Source organism: Pseudomonas sp. Sample_22 (assembly GCF_004307635.1).
GTDB lineage: Bacteria > Pseudomonadota > Gammaproteobacteria > Pseudomonadales > Pseudomonadaceae > Aquipseudomonas.
Genome location: NZ_RCNY01000060.1, coordinates 204504 through 224021 on the forward strand (window position 1 = coordinate 204504; position 19518 = coordinate 224021).

The following is a 19518-nucleotide window of genomic DNA, read 5'->3' on the forward strand; positions in this document are numbered from 1 at the left end:
GGCGGCTTCTGCCTACCACTGCCGTTTGTCCGGACGCGCGAGGCCGAGCTTTTCGATCCGGTAGCGCAACATGTCGCGGCTCAGGCCCAGCAGTCGCGCGGACTTGGTGACGTTCCAGTCGGTCTTGTCGAGCATCTTGCGCACCATGTCACGCTCGACCTCCGGCAGGTTCATCGATTCGGTGCCGTTGTAGGTCGGGCGTGGTTCGCTGGGCGGCAGTTCATGCTGAAACATCGCCGGCTCGTCCACCAGGCTCATGCAGACGTTCAATTGATGCGCGGCGATGGTGTCGCTTTGCGCCAGCAACACGGTTTGTTCCAGCATGTTGCGCAGCTCACGCACATTGCCCGGCCAGGTGTAATTGAGCAGCAGCTCTTCGGCCTGGTCGCTGAAATGCAGGTTCGGCTTGCCGTAGCGCTTGCCATGGGCAGCCAGAAAGTGTCGGGCCAGCAACAGGATATCTTCGCCACGGGCGTACAGGCGCGGCACCTTGATCGAAATGATGCGCAGGCGGAAAAACAGGTCGCGGCGGAATTTGCCCTGTTGAACCATTTGTTCGAGGTTGCAGTTTGTGGCGCTGATCACCCGCAGATCGACCTTGCGCTCCTTCACCGAACCGACCCGGCGGATGGTCCGGTCTTCGAGCAGCTTCAACAGCTTGGCCTGCAGGATCAGGTCCATCTCGCCGATTTCATCGAGAAACAATGTCCCGCCATCGGCCGCTTCCACCAGCCCCAGCCGACGATCCTTGGCATCGGTAAAGGCGCCTTTCTCGTGCCCGAACAGCTCGGACTCCACCAGGTTGGAGGGGATCGACGCGCAGTTGAATTCAATGAACGGGCCTTTGTTGCGTGGGCCGTCGAAATGCAGTGCCCGGGCGACCAACTCTTTGCCGGTACCGGTTTCGCCTTCCACCAGGACCGGCGGCAGGTCGCTGTTGGCCATGCGTCGCTCGGCGTCGAGCAACTGGGCGATGGTGCCCTTGAGGTAGACCATGGGCGCGGACTCACCGATCAGCGCCTGAACCCCGGATTTCTGCGCCTCGCGCTCCTGATAGAACGACAGCGTGCGTTCCATCCGGTCGGTGGCCAGGGCCTTGTCCAGCAACAGCTTGAGTTCGGGCAAAGCCACCGGTTTGGTGACGTAGTGGAAAGCCCCCTCTTTCATCGCCACCACGGCGTCTTCGACATTGCCGTAGCCCGTCATCATGATCACTTTCATATCCGGCGCGCTGATGCGCAGCTTCTGGATCAAGCCGTGACCGCTCATGCCTGGCAACGAATTGTCGGTGAGCACCACGTCCGGTGCGAACGTCTTCAATTGCTCAAGTGCGTCTTCGGCCGAGTGGCAGACCGTTACCTCGAAGTCCTTGCGCTCCAGGTAGGTCTGAATATTCTCGGCAAGCAGCTCATCATCCTCGACCAGCAGTATGCTGTGTTCCATATTCCCCTCCCGTTGCCACTTTGAAATTGAGACAAACGCGGGTTCCTTCCTGCTCCTGGCTAGTCAGTTCGACCGAGCCTTGGAAACGCTCCATTATTCTTTTGACCAGGGCCAGGCCCACGCCCAGCCCCCCTTGTTTGGTGGTGAAGAATGGCTTGAAGACCATTTGCTGCTGTTGTTTGCTCATGCCCTTGCCGGTGTCATTGAGGATCATGCTCACCTGATCGGCCGACGGTTGCTCAATCTCAATGCTCAACACGCCGCCCTTGGGCATGGCTTCCAGGGCGTTGGCGAACAGGCTATTGAGAATCTGTGTAAGCAGCACCTGTTGGCTGAGGACCGGGGGGACTGTCGTCGGAATGAAACGCACCTCGACGTTCGAGCGTTTGATCTGCGGTTCGAACGCATTCAAGGTGTCATCGATGGCCAACAACAGGTCCACGTTTTCAAAGTCGTCGTTGACCGGTCGCAACGACACCAGCAATTCGCGCACCCAGCGCGACATGCGGTCGACCTGGTTGATAATGTCGCCGATATTCTTCTGCGCAGTCTGGCTGGCGATTTCCTGGGCCAGTTCGGCACTGGAACGAATATTCGCCAAGGGATTGCGCAGACTGTGCGCCACTGCCGAAGACATTTCGCCGAGGGCGACAAAGGTTTCATTGGCCACCAATTGCTTTTGCTGACTCTGCAACAACATCGCTGCACGGCGCACGATCCAGAACAGGCCCAGATAAATGACCGCCCCGCCGAGCAATGTCGCCAGCCAGATCGCCTTGAACCCGCGCTGGATGCGTTCAACCAGATCCACCGGTTCCTTGTAGATCTCCACCATGGCGATCACTTTGCTTTTGTCGGCATTGAACATCGGAATGTAATTTTCGATGAACAGGTATTGGGGTTCACGCAACAGACGCTGTTCGGGACGTTCCTCATCGATTTCGTGGTAGCTGGTGGACACTGCTTCTTTCATTTCGAAGGACTCGTCCAGTTCCTCGTCATCTTCGATGCGCACACCGATCAGCTCCGGGTTGGTTGACCAGACCACGGTGCGATCCAGCGCATACACCGTCGCCAGCAGTATGCCCGGCAGGTGTTCCACATGATCGAGAAACTCAATGCGCGCAGCGGCACGGGTTACAGGATCGACATCGGGGTAGGCGTTTTCTTGCCGTGGGTCGAGCATCTCGCCCATGGTCCGGTTGGGAGAAATTGAAGCATGGCGAATTTCCGCATCGCCAATCGCCTGAATGAACTGCGCAGTCAGCATCGAATCGCGCTCGATACTCTCCTCAACCACGAAGCGCGTAGAGACGTAACCGAGCCCCAATGCCACGGCGGCAATAATGAGAAAGCTCGCCAGGGAAAACCAGCGCACCAGATTGAAGGGCGGACGCCAATCCTTACCCTCTGCCGCTGCCGGTACTGTCGGGACAGCTGCATTTTGTTCTTCCAGTGTCTGCATGGGACTGTCCTGGTCGCGGGTTACAAGCCTTTTCAGCCGTGTTTCGAATCAGTGTAGGTGGCATTGATCGCAATGCCCGGGCAATGAATCTATTTCGCCACTATTGCACCTGCGCTTTGTCTGGAACCGCGATGGAATGTTGATGTTCGGGTGCTTCGTTACCAGCAGCCAACGCGCTGGACGGCGGATGCTGGCGATCGGTTTCTTCCTGCAAAAACGTGATGATCGACTGCGCGGCACGTTCGTCCATGCGCAGGTTGGGCATCGGGATTTGGTCGAAGCGCTCGAACAGCTCCATGGCAATCGGGTCCTTTTCCGCCAGCATGCGGTCCGGTTCGCGGATCCAGCGACTGAGCCAGGCAGGATCACGCTGACGGGTCACGCCGATCAGATCCGGACCGATGCTGCGCAAGCCGATGCCCTGACCGTCCATTGGCCCCAGGCTGTGGCAAGACGCGCAGCGGGTGCGGAACAATTCCTCGCCGCTGCTCGGTGGGCGGATCTCGGGAGCGTTGGCGTAATTTTGCTCAACGCTCGGTTGCTTCCAGTTCTGCAGGGTATTGGCCAATTGATCGGCCAGAATCCACGGGTTTTCGAATGGCGACGCCTTCATCCAGCGCCCCGTGGACTGGTTGCCGACAATCAGGCTCAGGTTGTGGTCCTTGCTGCGCCCGTTGTCGACGCCTTCGATGAACAACCCGAGTTTCTGCCGCAGCTCGGTGACGTCGGCGAACTCACCGGTGAGAAACTGCCAGCCCGGACCGACCTGGAAGCGTTGCGCATAGGCCTTGAGCACTGCGGGCGTATCGCTCAAGGGATCAATGCTGATGGAGTAGAAAAAAACGTCTTTGCCGACCCGGTCGCCGAGCAACTTCTGCACTTGACGCAGCCTGGCGGTTTCCAGTGGGCAGGAGTCGCTGCACGAAGTGAAGATGAAATTGATCACCACCACTTTGCCCTTGATCAGGTCATCGAAAAACCGCACCTGCCGACCGTCCTGATTGGTCAGCAGGGTGTTGGGGAAATAGTCGCCACCCCACGGAGTGGCGCTATCGGCGACTGCGGTTTCTGTTGCCGGTGCGGGTGTCGGTGGCACCGGTTTGGCGACCAGCAACTGGCTGGCCAGCAAACAGGCCGACAACAGCAGCACAAGGTGCATGCCCAAGGCGCGCGAGCGTGGTGTATGGCGTCTCACGTCGACACCCTCCCGGTTCATGGCTGGGCCGTCACTTTCAGACCGAAGCCGTCACCGGTGGGGAGGCGCTCTTTTTTGTCCATCACCAACCACCTCGAAATATGTGAAGGGGGTGATGGAGCATGTGCAAGGAGCTCGCCATCTTGTAACTGATTTATACAAAAGCATTAACCAGCGACAAAACAATGGCTTATCAACATCAATCTGCCATGTTCGGGGGAAAAATTGGGGAATGGCACCCGCTAACGGGGAAAGTTGCCCCCCGTTTTCAGGAGATTAACTTGAACGAAAGACGCACGCGCGTGCCTTCGCCTTCACGGCTATCGAGCGCCACCGTACCGCCAAAGCGCTCCATGATTCGCTTGACCAACACCAGCCCGACCCCCAGCCCACCTTGCTTGGTGGTGAAAAAAGGTCGGAAAGCCAAGCGCCGTTGCTCTTCGTTCATACCTTTGCCGGTGTCGCCGATGGTCACGCACACACCTTGGGAAGCACTCGGTTCCAGGCTGATCGTCAGCGTACCGCCTTCGTCCATGGCCTCCAGCGCATTGGCCAGCAAACTGTTGAGAATCTGGGTCAGCTGCACGTGTTGACTCAAGACCATCGGCGTCTCTTTGGGGGTAAACACCACCGTGACCCGGCCCCTGGCGATCTGCTGCTCGAACGCGTTCAGGCTGTCGTGCAGCACCGCGACCAGGTTGACCGGTTCGGCTTCGTCGTTGAGCGGTCGCAAGGATTGCAGCAACTCCCGGACCCACTTCGACATGCGATCGACCTGGCCGATGATGTCGTTGATGTTCTTGTGCGCCGGACCGCTGTCGAACTCCAGCGCCAACTCGGCGCTTGAACGAATGGTCGCCAAAGGGTTGCGCAGACTGTGGGCCACTGCCGAGGACATTTCGCCCAAGGCCACGTAGGTTTCGTTGGTGATCAGTTGCTTTTGTTGCGTCGCCAGCAAAATCGCCGCCCGCCGCACGATCCAGTAAAGACCCAGGTAGATCAACCCACCGCCCAACGCCGTCGCCAGCCAGATCAAGACCAGGCCACGTTCCATGCGGCTGATCAGATCCTTGGGCTCCTTGTAGATCTCGACCATCGCAGTGACGTTTTTGCCTTCGGCGTCAAACAGCGGAATGTAGTTTTCGATGAAGATGTATTCCGGCGGTGTGACGAACTTCTGTTCCATGCGGCCATGGTCGACATCATGGTAACTGGCCGATACCGGTGTCTTCGAGGCGAAGGCCTGATCCAGATCCTCATCGACATGAATCGTGGTGCCCATCAGCGCCGGGTTGGTCGACCAGATAATCATCCGGTCAGGCGCATAGATGTTCGCCAGGATCACGTCCGGCAAATGCTCGATGTGGTCGAGGAACTCGCCCCGGGCATTGGCACGGGCCATCGGATCGACGTCAGGGAAATCCCGATCTTTGCGCGGGTCGAGCAACTCGCCCATGGTCCGCACGTTGGGGATTGAAACGTGGCGGACTTCGGCGGCGGCGATCGCCTGAATGAACTGAGATGTCAGCAACGCATCGCGCTGCACGCTTTCGGTAATCACGAACTTGGTGGACACCGAGCCCAACGCCACCGCCACTGTGCCGATCACCGCCATGCTGATGAGCGAAAACCAACGCAGCAGGTTGAACGGCTGTTTGCGCGAGCTCAAGCGCATGTCGGCCTGGTCGGTGGTCAGTGTCTTGGCAAGCGTGGTCATCAATATTGTTCCCGCAAAAGCCCCTATAGGTTTATAGCCCACTGCTGGCAGATTGCCCGGCTGCAACCTGTTCTCCCCCTGCTCCGTTGCCCCCATCTACCCCCAATCCTGGGGAAAGAGGCCCGTTCCCCTCCGCAGGCAAATGCAGCTTGTCGCCAGGCGAACGCCTGTGCACCGGGCCTCTCATAGCCGTTTTTCGCGATTGGCATGGGAGTTGCCGAAGCCCTCCCAACTGACCCATATCCAAGGGGCAGGTACTCTGATAGAGGGATTACACATGCACCCTTTACTGTCCAAAACCGCGATCGCTCTGATCGTCAGTGCTATGGCCCAAGGCGTCGCCCAGGCTGCACTGTTCGCTGTAGACCCTGGCCCCTACACACCCGCCACCGGAGGTTTCGCCTCCTGGTACCAAGACAGTCACGGTCGAACCCTCGACCTTTGCCTGTCAAAGGCTGTCAGTTCCAGGGTTCCCAGCGCACCCGGTGCGCCGTCCTACATGTGTGTTTTGAATCCAACTCCCGGGGTTTTCGACGACACCCAACCCATCGTTTTCCCGAGCAACTTTCCCGATGAAACGTTCTGGTTCACCGGCGACGGCGCCATCGTCGATGCTGCCCGCGGCATCGACCTGACCTACGTCAGCGCCGTCGAAGCAGCCTTCGCCGCCGAAGAACCGAAGGAAGGTGATCAGGTCAGTTTCGGTCGTATCCGTATTCGGGTCGACGTGCCCACCGCGGGCGTCTACACCATCACCCACCCCTACGGCGTCGACATCTTCGACGTTCCCGCGGGCGGGACCCGCGCCATCAACATGACCCGGGACATCGGTATCGGTACACCGAAAACCTATGACGGCGCGCTCAAAAGTGACATTGGCCCGTTCCTGCGCAGCGTCAATGGCCCCTACACCGAGACCAACCCGGTCACCGGTGCTGCCGAGCAGTTCGTTGGCGATCCAAACCTCGCAGAAGCCTTTACCGGCAGTCCGTTCAACACCAACTACATTCGCATCGAGGGCCCGAACGGCCTGGACTTGCGGACAACGGTGATGGCCATTTCCGGCAAACTGTCGACGGTGACCCGCCCCACTCCGCTGATCGCCGAGCGCAGTACCTACTCTCGCAAGGCAGGTGAAAGCGCACCCGTGGCGCAACAAGACGTTTTCGTGTTGGCACCGCCGCCACCGGCCACCGTGAAGCTGGACAGCAACAGCCCGGTACTGAACCTCACCGAGGCTGACACCACCGGCCACTGGTACGCCCAGTCCGCCGCCAACCCGACGTTGCCGAGCAACCTGGTGGTGACGGCTGACAACCATCTGGCCATTCCCACCAGCACCCCAACCTCCATCTCCATGCCGCTGACCGACCTGGTGGTGATCTCACGGGCCGAGTACAGCCTGAACAGCGGACAGATCACTGTCGTGGCCTCGACCAGCGATGAAACCTCGCCTCCGGTCCTCACCGTCACTACCGGTACCGGGGTCGCCATCGGCGCCCTCAGTGGCGATGGCGCAGAGAAATCCCTGTCGACCGGCATCTCGCCGATTCCACCGGCCAAGGTTCACGTGGCGTCATCCAATGGCGGCAGCGACACCGAAGAAGTGGTCATCGTGCAATGAACGCTCTCATGCCCAGACCCGCATCAGGAGGCATCATGAACAAGTGGCCACGCTTTGCGCTCAACGCGCTCGGGCTGACTCTTTCGCTGACCGGCAGTGCGTTCGCGCAACTCGCTGCGGTCGATCCCGGTCCCTACACCTTTGCCACGGGGAAATTCCCCATGTGGTATCAGGACAACAATTCACTGTCGCTGGAACTGTGCCAGTCGCGGGCCACCAGCTCGCGCTCGCCGGGCGTTCCTGGCGCACCTTCCTACATGTGCATCCTGAATCCGGAACCCGGGGTTTATGACGATACCTTGCCGATGGTATTCCCCGACAACTGGCCACCGGAAACCTTCTGGTTCCTCGCCGAAACCACCATCCCCGATGTCGGCGGCTATGGCGTCGACGCCTACGTGGCCGGGATCGAAGCGGCATTCGCCGCGGAAAACCCTGTCGACGGTGACCAGGCAAGCTTCGCCCGCATTCGCCTGCGGATAAACGTACCGGTGGCAGGCACCTACACCATCACCCACCCGTACGGCGTGGAAACGGTCAACGTCACCACGCCCGGCCGTCGTGCCATCAACATCACCCGCGACATCGGCATCGGCGCACCAGGCAATTTCAGTGGTGCTCTGAACGGTGAGGTCGGCCCGTTCCTGCGCAGCGTCAACGGTCCCTATACCGAAGTGAACCCGGACACGGGCGCCATCGAGACGTTCGTCGGTGACCCGAACCTTACCGAAGCGGTCACCGGCAGCCCCAACAACACCAACTTCCTGCGCGTCCAGGGCCCGCCCGGGACCATTCAGACCACGCTTTTTACCGTGTCCGGCAAAGTCCTCGACAGCCGTGCGCAGACCCTTGCGGAAATCGGACGCGCGACTTACCGCCGCACTTCTACAGGACCGGGCACCAGCAGTACCCGGGTCGAGGTGTTCGGCAAATCGGCGAACAATTCGAGCCTGTGCTTCCGCGAAACCGTTGCCCTGGTTCCCGGACCACCACCATCGCCGTGCCTCACCAGCATGCTTGGCGACAATACCGGCCAGTTCTTTGGCCACCGCCTGACCGGCAGCACCGTACCGCCAGTGGTCGTGCTCACCGCGACCGACCCGACCGGCACCACCCGGCCGACAGCGGTCTCGAGCAAAGTCACTGACGTGGTGAAAGTACAAACCGCTCGCTATAACTGGAGCGACCACAGCCTGCTGATCGAAGCCATCTCGTCGGACGAAGTGGTGGTACCGGACATGGTTGCCCAGGGCTACGGACGGTTAACCAAGTCAGGCACCCTGCAACGCCTGACCGTCGCCGACCTGCCTCAGCCTCCGGCCAGCGTGACCATCAAATCGGCCTCAGGTGGCAGCGATGTCGAGCCGGTCGTCGTGGTCGGCACCGCGCCGGACACCGGTGAAAACCAGGCACCGCTTTCTGTCGCCGACAGTGGCAGCACCAGTTTCGGCGTGCCGATCACCCTCAGCCTGCTGACCAACGACAGCGACCCGGATGGCAACACACCGCTGAGCATCACCGCGTTGACCCAACCGGCTGCCGGCCAGGGCAGCGTGGTGTTGAACGGTTCCACCGCGGTGGTCTACACCCCGCCAGCCGTGGTCAATGCACCGTTGACCACAACGTTCACCTACAAGGCTCAAGATGCCAAGGGCCTGGCCTCGACCGCTGCGGCGACCGTGACCATCACCGTGGCGCCGAACCAGCCTCCGGTGGCCGTCGCCGACAGCATCGCGACCCTGGGTGTGTCGATTCCGATCAACGTGCTGGCCAACGACACCGATCCGGAAGGCAACGTGCCGCTCGCAATCGCCAGTTTCACCCAACCACCGGCGGATCGCGGCTCGGTGACCAGCAACGGTACCGTCCTGACCTATAACCCACCGGCGACGGTCACCACGGCGTTCACTACGACCTTCAGCTACATCGCCCGGGACAGCTTCGGTGCCCAGTCGACGTCACCGGCAACGGTCACGGTGCAGGTCTCGCCACGTCCTGCCGCGGAAACTTTCGCGGTCACGGCAGCCACGGTGACAGCCCGTTCCAACAATCGCTTCAACTGGGACTTCACGGGGACTTCGTCGGTGACCACTGGCAACACCATCACCATCCAGGTGACCACGCCGACCGGGCTGGTAACCCTGGGTAGCACCACGGTGCCGCTGACCGGACGCTGGCGCCTGACCGTCAGCAACTCGACCACGGTGATTCCGTCGGCGAGCCCGACAGCCACCATCACCTCGTCCCAAGGCACCGTGCGAACCGTCAACGTCACTGTGCAGTAAGCGCTCGCCCCACCGGCCGCTGCGGCGGGTGGGGCAAGCCCTCAACCAAAGGACTGCATCATGAAAACGCCGACCGCCGCCCTGCTCTGCCTGCTTCTGCTCTGCAGCAGCGCGGGCGTGCGCGCCGACGATTTGCTCGAAAACGACGACCTGGCACCCGCTGCCGATCTCGGCGAGCTGCCGCCCCCGGTGGGCCAGCAAGCGTTGATCGACCAGAACGGCCAGGCCAACGTCGCATTGCTGCAACAGCACGGCCAGTCGCTGCTCGGCCAGATCGTGCAGTCAGGCAGCAATCAGGAGGCGTTCATCCTGCAACAAGGCAGCGACCTGATGGCATTGATCAACCAGCAAGGTTCCGGCAACGCCGCATCGATTACCCAGACCGGCAGCCACAACCGTGCGCAGATTTCCCAGAACGGCAACAACAACGACGCCAACATCGTCCAGGCCGGCACGGGTCAGCAAAGCGCTGTGACCCAGGCAGGCAATGGCATGAGCGTATCGGTCACTCAATTTCGCTAAAGCACTGCACCACTTGGAGGTTTCAAAATGTTCAAACTGACGCCCCTCACAGCCGCCATACTGGTCATTGTCAGTGCCCAGGCAATGGCCGATGACAGCCTGTCGATACAAGACCAGGCCGGTACCGCCAACATCGCCGATGTGAAACAGAGCAATGCTCCGTTCAGTACCGTCACCCAACAGCAAGTTGGCCAGGGCAACGATGCGGCCGCCGTGCAAGACACGGCCACCAGCACCATTACCCAAACCCAGGTCGGCGACTACAACGCCGGGTACGCAGAACAACTGTTCGAGAACAACAGCACCATCACACAAACCCAGACCGGCAGCTTCAACATCAGCCATGCCAGCCAGTCGATCGGGGTCGGCAATGGCGAAGCACTGCAACAGCAGGAAGGCTCCGGCAACTTCTCGTTCGTCTATCAGGACAGTCAGGAAAACACCTCCGGGCAAACCTACCAGTACGGCGACGGCAACGAAGCCAACATCGAGCAGATCCAGTTAGGCATGGCCAACAACGCGGTCATCATCCAGTACGGCACCACCAACTACGCGACTGCCGAACAGATCGGCCACATGAACGGCCAGATCAACATCAATCAGGCCGGCAGCTCCAACTATGCCTATGGCGATCAGCGCTATGGTGAAGGTGGCAATCTGACCATCAACCAGTACGGCGACGGCAACGGCTCCGAAGTCTGGCAAGACACTCAGGTCAACGCCCAGGCCACCATCAACCAATATGGCGGCGCCAACGAAACCATCGTCGATCAGAGCTTTGGCGAAAACAACGTCGCCACCGTGCTACAGGTCGGCGACCTCAACGCCATCTACGCCGATCAGTTCGAGTCACTCGGTTCCACGGTCGCGCTCTATCAACAGGGCACCGGCAACGTGCACTTCACCTACCAGAGCGGCGACAGCCATGTGCTCAATGCCACGTCGGTGGGCAGCGACAACAAGGTCTATGCCAGCAACTGGAAAGGCCCGCAATCGGGCGGCCAGTTCGGCAGCAACCAGCGCGCCACCGTCAACCAGGCCGGCAGCGGCAACGTCGCCAACTTCACCCAGGACGGCGTCGGCCACGTCATGACCACCAACCAGACCGGGACCGGCAACAAAACCACGGTCAGCCAGGCCGACTCCTACAACGAGTTGTACTTCGATCAAAACGGCAGCGACAACATCCTGATCTCCGACCAGCGCGGCACCACTAACCTGGCCCAGGGCAGCACCAACGGCACCGGCAACAGCACCGAGTTCAACCAGGAAGGCACCGGCAACCAGGCATACACCGCCCAGCTGTACGGCGACGACAACATGATCACCATCAAACAGGCCGACACCCTGAACGTGGCTTACGTCACCCAGGGCGGCACCGGCAACATCGCCAGTGTCGATCAGAGCGGCATGACGCAAACGGCCACCGTGCAACAGTTTGGCTCGGCCAACCAGGCAACTGTGTTGCAGCAATAATCGCGCGGCGTGAAAAAACCGCGGCTCTCGGGGGAGAGTCGCGGTTTTTTTTGGTGGCGTACTTATAAGGTCAAACCTGCGGATCAAGGTTATCCAGTGCCCGATTTACCGCCAGTTCTCCCAGCATGATGATCTGCGCGATACCCAGCAGGGCATTGCGCTGCGGGCCTTCGACGAACCCGGCAAGGTCACTGGCCATGACACTGGCCGAGGCCAGGGACTCACAGGCGTGGGCCAACAGCGTTTCGGTGTTGATATCCGGGACGATGGTGAACATGGTGCTGGGTTGATGAGTGGGGGACGGGGCTTTCGGTGGGTTGAGGTGGTAGTCCAACGCCCGGTCGGCCGCTTCATGGAGTTTTTTGGAGTTGGGGGAATCGTAGGGCGAAACGGTGTCGGTTTCAGGGGGATTGGGGGTGGGTTTGAACATGGTAAAACTCCTTGATCAATGGAGCCGCCACACATCGCTGCTAAACGAAAAGGTGGCGGCTGTACGCGGGTTAGCAGACCAGGGATCAAGGAACCCGGCGCACCGAAGTGCCCCACGCACAGCCACCATGACGCAGACTTGCCTGCACTCCGAGTGTGCAGACTGATCAAAGGGTGACACTGGCGAGCCTTGAAATTTACCGAGCTGCTAAACCCGATCGCTGGAAAAGTAGCGACACGAGAACGATAGAGACAAGGGCCAAGGCGCACAAGCCGGCGGATTCTGGCGTAGTTGTAGGTAACGACGCAAGGCAACGTAGCTTTCAGGAAGCAATCTTGAACGCTTTTAAACAAGCCGTAGGGATTGGTTGGCTGTCAGGCCGCTATCGCTGGCAAGCCAAGCTCCCACAGGTTTTGTGGTCTATGGGATTTCAGCAAACGAGACCAACCTTTGTAGGAGTGAGCCTGCTCGCGATGGTCGTTAACGATGACGCGGGCTATCTGAATGTCCGTATCGCCCAATCGTTTTTCGCGAGCAGGCTCGCTCCCACAGGGATCGGGCACATCTGTTAGAGATTGATTGGCTGTCAGGCCGCTATCGCTGGCAAGCCAGCTCCCACAGGTTTGGTATAGGGATGGCTGTAAAAGCGCAACCATGAGCCGCCGTTGCCGCAGCGACAGATATTTCAACCAATCACCACTCACCTTCACCCGCTCAACTCCAGCCCCTGTGAGAGCAAGCCCCCACAGGGACCAAAGCAAATTCAACGCCGGGTAATCACCACCTCCAGATATTCACTCGGCACCACCAAAGACCTGTCCCCCGCCCGATTCGAACGATTGATCAGTTCCGTCAGGTCGTTTTCCAGCCCCTTGGCACCGTCCGGTGGCAATGCTGCGAATGCCTTGTGCACCGGGCCGTACCACATACGGAAGGTGTCGATGAAATGCGCCGCGCTGCGATAGCGGAAATTGAAGGTCTTGCGCGTCACCTGAACCAGGAAGTTACGCTCGTCGAAGTGTGTGTGCAGCCAGGCTTCGGTGCCCCACTGCGAAGGCGGTTGCGCGCCCGGTGGTGGAGGCATGTGCCGGCCGAGGGTCTTGAACATCTGGCCGACGAAACCTTCCGGCGTCCAGTTGGCCAGACCGATCCGGCCACCGGGCCGACAGACCCGCGCCAGCTCCGAGGCGGCTTTGGCCTGATCCGGGGTAAACATCACGCCGAAGGTTGAAAGCACGGCATCGAAACTGCCATCGTCAAACGGCAGCGCTTCGGCATCGGCCACCTGGAAGGTGACGTTCAGGCGTTCCGCCCGGGCGCGATCTTCGCCGCGTTCGAGCAATGCGGCCACATAGTCAGTGGAGGTGACCTGACAACCGCGCCGCGCGGCAGCCAGCGTCGCGTTGCCGTTACCGGCCGCGACATCGAGCACTTGCTCATCGCACAGCAGGTCACAGGCTTCGGCCAATTGCTCGCCGACGATCTGCAAAGTCGTGCCGATGACGGCGTAGTCACCACTGGCCCAGGCGGCCATCTGGCGGTTTTTCAAGGCAGTTAGATCAATGGGTGTACTCATGGAGACGATCTCTGGGTTGGAACACAGATCAACTACCGGCGCGTTATTCCGCCGTGGTGGGATCGATGATGTTCATGACCTGGGAAACGCGATTGGCCGGGAAACCACTCAGCCGTGCATGCTCCTGGATCTGTTCTTCGCTTGGCGCGATGTACACGCAGTAGAGCTTGTCACCGGTGACATAACTCTGCAGCCACTGCACCTGCGGCAGATCGCGCAAGGCCCTGCAGGACTTTTGCGAAGCGGCTTTCAAATCCCTTTCTGACAGTGTTCCAGCACCTGGAATCTCGCGTTCTATGACGAACTTAGGCATGGCAACCTCTCATTCTTGTTATTGATGACAGAGCCGGGCTGACCCTGTGCGTCAACTATCGCGCTGCCGGCCTCCGGCGTCCTGTCCGATCGTCGGCCAACCTTGGCCGATCGTCCGGCGGTTTCACAAGTCGCTGCGGCAGGCTCACAATCGAGAACATCGGTCCGCACGGGAAGGTCATCATGGATGCCCTGTCACAGACCCTGCGCGTCGTCCGTCTGGTCGGCGCCATTTTCATCAATGCCAGGTTCACTGCACCGTGGTGCTATCAATCACCGAGGGCCGATACGGCGGCACCGTTTCTGGAGCCGAACGCCGAACGGGTGGTGATCTTCCATCTGATCACCGAGGGCGAGTGTTATGTCGAACTGGGGGATGATCCGCCCCTGCAGCTGAGCGCTGGCGATGTCGTGGTGTTCCCCCAGGGCGATGCCCATCGCATGAGCTCGCAACCAGGATTGACGCCGGCCAGCGGGACGCGGCTGGACAAGGTGCTGGCGCGACGGCCACGGCAACTGAGCTACGGTGGCGGCGGCGCGGTCACGCGTCTGGTCTGTGGTTATCTGGCGTGCGATACGCGGTTGGCGGGCATGTTGCTCACTGGATTGCCATCCGTGGTGCGGGTCAATGTGCGCGGTTCGAATGCCGGGGTCTGGCTGGAATCTTCGGTGCGCTATGCCTTGGCCGAAGCCCGCTCGCCGCGGCCTGGCGGTGAAGGCGTATTGGCCAAACTGGCCGAAGTGTTGTTCATCGAAGTCCTGCGCCTGTACATGCATGAGCACGGCAAGGCCCGCACCGGGTGGCTGGCCGGGGTCAGCGACCGGATCGTCGGCGCCGCACTCAATGCCTTGCACAAAAAGCCCTGCCACACCTGGACCCTGGAGGAACTGGCACGAACGGCCGGCACCTCCCGATCCGTGCTGGCGGAGCGCTTTCAACAATTGGTCGGGGTGTCGCCGATGCAGTACCTGACGCAATGGCGCATGTTGCTCGCTGCCAACCTGTTACGCAGCAGTAACAGTTCCTTGATGCGCATCGCCGAAGAAGTGGGTTACCAGACCGACACGGCGTTCAGTCGGGCATTTCGTCGAGAGTATGGAGCGCCGCCAGCGGCGTGGCGGCGCAGTCAGGAGAATCGCTCGGTGACCCACGGCACAATGCATGTGAGCCATTGAACGGCAGGATCAAACGGCTGGAGCGCTAGCCTTGGCGTCGGCCTTGGCCTCTTCCAGCAGCTGCTGGATCATCTGCTCCTGGGTGTCATACCGACCTTCACCGAAGTGGGTGAAACGCACCTGGCCCTTGGCATCGATCAAGTAGTGGGCAGGCCAGTACTGGTTGTCGAAGTTGCGCCAGATCGCGTAGTTGTTGTCGATTGCCACCGGGTAGGTGATGCCGTACTCCTTCACCTTGTCCTTGACGTTGTCGATGATCCGTTCGAAGCCGTACTCAGGCGTGTGCACGCCGATCACCACCAGTCCGTCCTTTTCGTACTTCTTCGCCCAGTCTTTGACGTACGGCAGGGTGTGCTTGCAGTTGATGCAGTCGAAGGTCCAGAAGTCCACCAATACCACTTTGCCTTTGAGCGATTCGTTGGTCAGGGCTGGCGAATTGAGCCATTGCACAGCGCCGTTCAGCGAGGGCATGGGGCCCTGGGCATTATCCAAGGAATCGGCCTTGACCTTGCTGACGAAGTAGTCGACGACCTTGGGCACGGTTTCGAGCACGCCTTTTTCGACGCGGCTGACACCTTCCGACGAGGTATTGGCCAACAGCACGCTATCAGCGCCAGTGGAGATCACCGCCGCCCCGGCCAACACGGCGACACCGGCACCACGACGCAACCAGCCAGTGACCGGGATCGATGGTTTCAGGCGATTGACCAGGCCGCGACCGGCGAAGATCAGGATGCCCAGCGACAACGCACTGCCCAAACCGTAAGCCACCAGCAACAGGCTGGTCCCGGCGTTCGCACCCTGCAACATGGCACCGGTCAGGATGACCCCGAGGATCGGCCCGGCGCACGGTGCCCACAGCAGACCGGTGGCGACCCCGATCATCAGCGAGCCCAGCGGACCGGAAACCTTTCGGCTGTCGGGGTCCAGGCGATTGCCCAGCATCACGAACGGACGCGCCAGCCAGTCGCCGACCCGGGCGGAAATCAGCGACAGGGCAAACAGCACCATCACGATCAGGGCCACATGGCGGCCGGCATTACTGGCCTGAATGACCCACTCGCTACTGACCACTGCCAAGCTGGCGACCAGGGCAAATGTCACGGCCATGCCGCCGAGCGTCAGCAGGATCGAGGAGCGGGTGCGGTCGGCGCCCGCGAACAGGAACGGCACGACTGGCAGAATGCACGGGCTGAGGACGGTCAATATGCCGCCCAGGAAAGCGATGAGAAACATGGGATCACCTATTACGAATCAGAGGGCGACATACATCCCCTGTGGAAGCTGGTTGCCAGCTCCCACAGTGGATCGGTGGTGTTCGGGCTTCAGCTGTTCTGGCTTTCCTGTTGCTTGCCCTGTGGCGTGTGGCTATAACCGTTTTCGGCAACCACCTGAGCTTGCGGCGTGCGGTTATATCCATCCTCGGCGAGGAACCCCTCACCGCCCTTCTGCGCCACCGGCGTCAGCTGAAAGCAGGTGCTGCTGCCGCAGGCACTTTGTTCAACAGCGGCATTGGCGTGGGCAGCGGCGCCGGCGACGGAGAAGGCAATGGCGGTCAAGAATCGGCTGACGTTGTTCATGGTGTTGTTCCTCGTTTCAAATGGGCTGGGCAATGGCTGATCGCAGGACTCAGTTATCCGAGCCGCAGTTATCGGAAATCTTGCGGTAGTCCACGACGTGGGTTTTGCTCTGGGAATCGAGGTAGGTCAGTTGCGCATCCACCACACCGCAAGAAGGCGTGGCGTCCTGTTTCAGCGATACGACTTTCTGAATGTCCAGGTGTGTACCGTAGGTGTAGGGTTTAGCGCTGACATCGGATTCGGCACGGGCCGACAAGGTGCAGATGTTCAGGGCGGCAAACAGGCAAGCGGCGTAGACGGCTTTGGTGTTCATGGCGGTTTTCCTCAAGGTTTCGATAGGGTCAATCGTTTGTTGGCTAGAGGCCGTTAGGCTTGCCTCGATGGAACCTATTAAAAGCTCGCGAGGTATCCCGTATGTGTCGGGAACAGGCGCGGATAAATCGGTAAGTATCTGAACCGGCGCGGGATACAGAGCGATACAAACTCCCGGAAAATCGCTTTTTTACGTCTGTGTGTATCCACCGACAAGCCAGATACACTGCAATACAAACCCCTGCGGGCGAGCAGCAAAAGGCTCGGTAGACTGTGCGGCATTCACCCCTTACAGAGGCAAGTCCCCATGGAGCACGTCGATCACATTCTCATCGTTGATGATGACCGCGAGATCCGCGAACTGGTGGGCAACTACCTGAAGAAGAATGGCCTGCGTACCACCGTCGTCGCCGATGGCCGGCAGATGCGGACTTTTCTCGAGTCCACACCGGTGGACCTGATCGTGCTCGACATCATGATGCCGGGCGACGATGGCCTGATGCTCTGCCGCGAACTGCGCTCGGGAAAACACAAGGCCACGCCGGTGTTGATGCTCACCGCCCGCAACGATGAAACCGACCGCATCATCGGCCTTGAGATGGGCGCCGACGACTATCTGGTCAAGCCGTTCGCCGCCCGCGAATTGCTGGCGCGGATCAACGCGGTGTTGCGCCGCACACGGATGCTGCCACCCAACCTGGTGGTCACCGAAAGCAGTCGCCTGCTGGCCTTCGGGCGCTGGCAGCTGGACACCTCGGCCCGTCATCTGCTGGACGGCGACGGCACCATGGTCGCCTTGAGCGGCGCCGAATACCGCCTGCTGCGGGTGTTCCTCGATCATCCGCAGCGGGTACTCAACCGCGACCAGTTGCTCAACCTGACCCAGGGCCGTGACGCCGATCTGTTCGATCGTTCCATCGACCTGCTGGTGAGCCGCCTGCGCCAACGCTTGCTGGACGATGCCCGCGAACCGGCCTACATCAAGACCGTGCGCAGCGAGGGCTATGTATTTTCGCTGCCGGTGGAAATCGTCGGTGCGCCAGCATGAAGCTGTCGATGGGCTGGCCTCGCACCCTGGCTTCGCGGCTGTCGCTGATCTTCCTGATCGGCCTGATCCTCGCCCAGGCGCTGTCCTTTGGTGCGCAGTATTACGAGCGCTACGAAAGCGCAAAAAACACCATGCTCGGCAACCTGGAAACCGACGTCTCGACTTCCGTCGCCATCCTCGACCGTTTGCCCGCCCATGAGCGCGCCGGATGGCTCAAGCAACTGGATCGACGCAATTACCGCTATCTGCTGGATGAAGGCTCGCCCGGTACCTCCATGGACATGAACATGCCCGAGGCGCCCATCGCGATGACTTCGATCAAGGATGCCATCGGCATGGAGTATCCCATGACCGTAACCGACATTCCCGGCCCGCAGAAACGCTTTCAGGTCCACCTGAAACTGTCGGATGGCAGCCCGCTGACCATCGACGTGCGGCCTTCAATGGTGCCGCTGTCGCCCTGGCTGCCCATCGTGCTGCTCGGCCAACTGGCATTGATGCTCGCCTGCACCTGGCTGGCCGTGCGCATCGCCATCCGCCCCCTTACCCGCCTTGCCGAGGCCGTGGACACCCTCGATCCCAACACCCATCCGGTGCTGCTGGACGAGAAAGGCCCGACCGAAGTGGCCCATGCCGCCAGGGCTTTCAACGCCATGCAGGCGCGCATCGCCGCCTACCTGAAGGAGCGCATGCAGCTGTTGGCCGCGATTTCCCATGACCTGCAAACGCCGATCACCCGGATGAAACTGCGCGCCGAGTTCATGGATGACTGCGTCGAAAAAGACAAACTGTGGAACGACCTCAGCGAAATGGAGCATCTGGTGCGCGAAGGCGTGGCCTATGCCCGCAGCGTTCATGGCGCCACCGAAGAGAGTCGTCGCACCGACCTGGACTCGTTCCTCGACAGCCTGGTGTTCGACTATCAGGACGTGGGCAAGCAAGTGCAGTTGCACGGCAAGAGCACAACGGTCATCGACACCCGCCCCCACGCCTTGCGCCGGGTACTGGTGAACCTCACCGACAACGCCCTGAAGTTCGCCGGCGCCGCCGAATTGCTGGTCGAAAAAAACGCCGACGGCAGCGTCTCGGTGAAAGTCATGGACCGCGGCCCAGGCATCGCTGAAGCAGAACTGGCCCAGGTCATGGAACCGTTCTACCGCGTGGAAAACTCACGCAACCGCAGCACCGGCGGTACCGGGCTGGGTCTGGCGATCGCCCAGCAATTGGCGTTGGCGATCGGAGGATCGCTGACCTTGAGCAATCGCGAGGGTGGCGGCTTGTGTGCCGAGCTCAAGTTGCGGGGTTGATTGCCCAACACCGATGAAAACCCTGTAAAGCCGCTGAATGCATATACGCT

Annotated in this window: 17 protein-coding genes and 1 pseudogene; 8 read left to right on the plus strand and 10 right to left on the minus strand. The window is 60.4% G+C overall.

Translation table 11 applies throughout. The annotated features are described in order from the left end of the window. Positions 1 to 12: 12 nt before the first annotated feature. The 4 genes from D8U73_RS16220 to D8U73_RS16235 form a co-directional block, all read right to left on the minus strand. The gene (locus tag D8U73_RS16220) at positions 13 to 1443 is read right to left on the minus strand and encodes a sigma-54 dependent transcriptional regulator (protein WP_056856858.1); all 1431 of its coding nucleotides are present in this window, start codon (positions 1441 to 1443) and stop codon (positions 13 to 15) included. After that, complete coding sequence (locus D8U73_RS16225; RefSeq protein ID WP_130905105.1) at positions 1412 to 2908, minus strand: ATP-binding protein; 1497 nt, start codon at positions 2906 to 2908, stop codon at positions 1412 to 1414. The genes D8U73_RS16220 and D8U73_RS16225 overlap by 32 nt, the downstream gene beginning before the upstream one ends. A 100-nt stretch (positions 2909 to 3008) precedes the next feature. Then, positions 3009 to 4124, minus strand: a complete 1116-nt coding sequence (locus tag D8U73_RS16230) for an SCO family protein (RefSeq protein ID WP_130905106.1) — start codon at positions 4122 to 4124, stop codon at positions 3009 to 3011. Between the two features lie 247 nt (positions 4125 to 4371). Next, complete coding sequence (locus D8U73_RS16235) at positions 4372 to 5820, minus strand: ATP-binding protein (protein WP_130905107.1); 1449 nt, start codon at positions 5818 to 5820, stop codon at positions 4372 to 4374. A 277-nt stretch (positions 5821 to 6097) separates the two neighbouring features. Between D8U73_RS16235 and D8U73_RS16240 the strand changes: the two genes are divergently transcribed. Genes D8U73_RS16240 through D8U73_RS16255 form a run of 4 tightly spaced genes read left to right on the plus strand, consistent with a single transcriptional unit; the run spans position 6098 to position 11727 of the window. Further along, positions 6098 to 7444 carry a hypothetical protein gene (locus tag D8U73_RS16240; protein WP_056856862.1) on the plus strand — a complete coding sequence of 449 codons (1347 nt, stop codon included), beginning with the start codon at positions 6098 to 6100 and terminating at the stop codon, positions 7442 to 7444. A gap of 35 nt (positions 7445 to 7479) precedes the next feature. Next, positions 7480 to 9729 (plus strand): Ig-like domain-containing protein, encoded by a 2250-nt coding sequence (locus tag D8U73_RS16245; protein ID WP_130905108.1) that lies wholly within the window; start codon positions 7480 to 7482, stop codon positions 9727 to 9729. Positions 9730 to 9789: 60 nt separating this feature from the next. Then, a complete protein-coding gene (locus D8U73_RS16250) occupies positions 9790 to 10251 on the plus strand; it encodes a curlin (protein WP_056856864.1) in 462 nt (153 codons plus the stop codon). A gap of 27 nt (positions 10252 to 10278) precedes the next feature. Beyond that, positions 10279 to 11727: a curlin gene (locus D8U73_RS16255; protein WP_056856865.1), complete on the plus strand. Its 1449-nt coding sequence runs from the start codon at positions 10279 to 10281 to the stop codon at positions 11725 to 11727. A gap of 70 nt (positions 11728 to 11797) precedes the next feature. Here the strand turns inward: D8U73_RS16255 and D8U73_RS16260 are convergent, their stop codons facing one another. Continuing rightward, positions 11798 to 12157 carry a DUF6124 family protein gene (locus D8U73_RS16260; RefSeq protein WP_130905109.1) on the minus strand — a complete coding sequence of 120 codons (360 nt, stop codon included), beginning with the start codon at positions 12155 to 12157 and terminating at the stop codon, positions 11798 to 11800. Between the two features lie 422 nt (positions 12158 to 12579). On the opposite strand from D8U73_RS16260, the pseudogene D8U73_RS29535 reads away from it, so the two are divergent. Continuing rightward, positions 12580 to 12708 (plus strand): annotated as a pseudogene (locus D8U73_RS29535) (outer membrane lipoprotein carrier protein LolA); the annotation flags it as partial. A gap of 212 nt (positions 12709 to 12920) precedes the next feature. Here the strand turns inward: D8U73_RS29535 and D8U73_RS16270 are convergent. Both D8U73_RS16270 and D8U73_RS16275 read right to left on the minus strand, forming a co-directional pair. Continuing rightward, a complete protein-coding gene (locus D8U73_RS16270; protein WP_130905111.1) occupies positions 12921 to 13733 on the minus strand; it encodes a class I SAM-dependent methyltransferase in 813 nt (270 codons plus the stop codon). A 43-nt stretch (positions 13734 to 13776) separates the two neighbouring features. Further along, the gene (locus D8U73_RS16275; protein ID WP_130905112.1) at positions 13777 to 14046 is read right to left on the minus strand and encodes a DUF4242 domain-containing protein; all 270 of its coding nucleotides are present in this window, start codon (positions 14044 to 14046) and stop codon (positions 13777 to 13779) included. 182 nt (positions 14047 to 14228) lie between these two features. Here D8U73_RS16275 and D8U73_RS16280 point away from each other — a divergent pair, with 182 nt between their 5' ends. Continuing rightward, the gene (locus tag D8U73_RS16280; protein ID WP_056856872.1) at positions 14229 to 15221 is read left to right on the plus strand and encodes an AraC family transcriptional regulator; all 993 of its coding nucleotides are present in this window, start codon (positions 14229 to 14231) and stop codon (positions 15219 to 15221) included. A gap of 9 nt (positions 15222 to 15230) precedes the next feature. On the opposite strand, the gene D8U73_RS16285 is transcribed toward D8U73_RS16280, so the two are convergent. The 3 genes from D8U73_RS16285 to D8U73_RS16295 all read right to left on the minus strand — a co-directional run bounded on the left by D8U73_RS16285 (position 15231) and on the right by D8U73_RS16295 (position 17114). Further along, entirely contained in the window at positions 15231 to 16457 is a 1227-nt protein-coding gene (locus D8U73_RS16285; RefSeq protein WP_130905113.1) for a cytochrome c biogenesis protein DipZ, read from the minus strand. A gap of 89 nt (positions 16458 to 16546) precedes the next feature. Further along, a complete protein-coding gene (locus D8U73_RS16290; RefSeq protein WP_056856874.1) occupies positions 16547 to 16801 on the minus strand; it encodes a hypothetical protein in 255 nt (84 codons plus the stop codon). A 49-nt stretch (positions 16802 to 16850) separates the two neighbouring features. Next, entirely contained in the window at positions 16851 to 17114 is a 264-nt protein-coding gene (locus D8U73_RS16295; protein ID WP_056856875.1) for a DUF2790 domain-containing protein, read from the minus strand. A 306-nt stretch (positions 17115 to 17420) separates the two neighbouring features. Between D8U73_RS16295 and D8U73_RS16300 the strand changes: the two genes are divergently transcribed. Together D8U73_RS16300 and D8U73_RS16305 are read left to right on the plus strand one after the other, a co-directional pair. Next, positions 17421 to 18161 carry a response regulator gene (locus D8U73_RS16300; protein WP_056856876.1) on the plus strand — a complete coding sequence of 247 codons (741 nt, stop codon included), beginning with the start codon at positions 17421 to 17423 and terminating at the stop codon, positions 18159 to 18161. Further along, complete coding sequence (locus D8U73_RS16305; protein WP_056856877.1) at positions 18158 to 19468, plus strand: HAMP domain-containing sensor histidine kinase; 1311 nt, start codon at positions 18158 to 18160, stop codon at positions 19466 to 19468. The genes D8U73_RS16300 and D8U73_RS16305 overlap by 4 nt, the downstream gene beginning before the upstream one ends. Positions 19469 to 19518 lie beyond the last annotated feature (50 nt).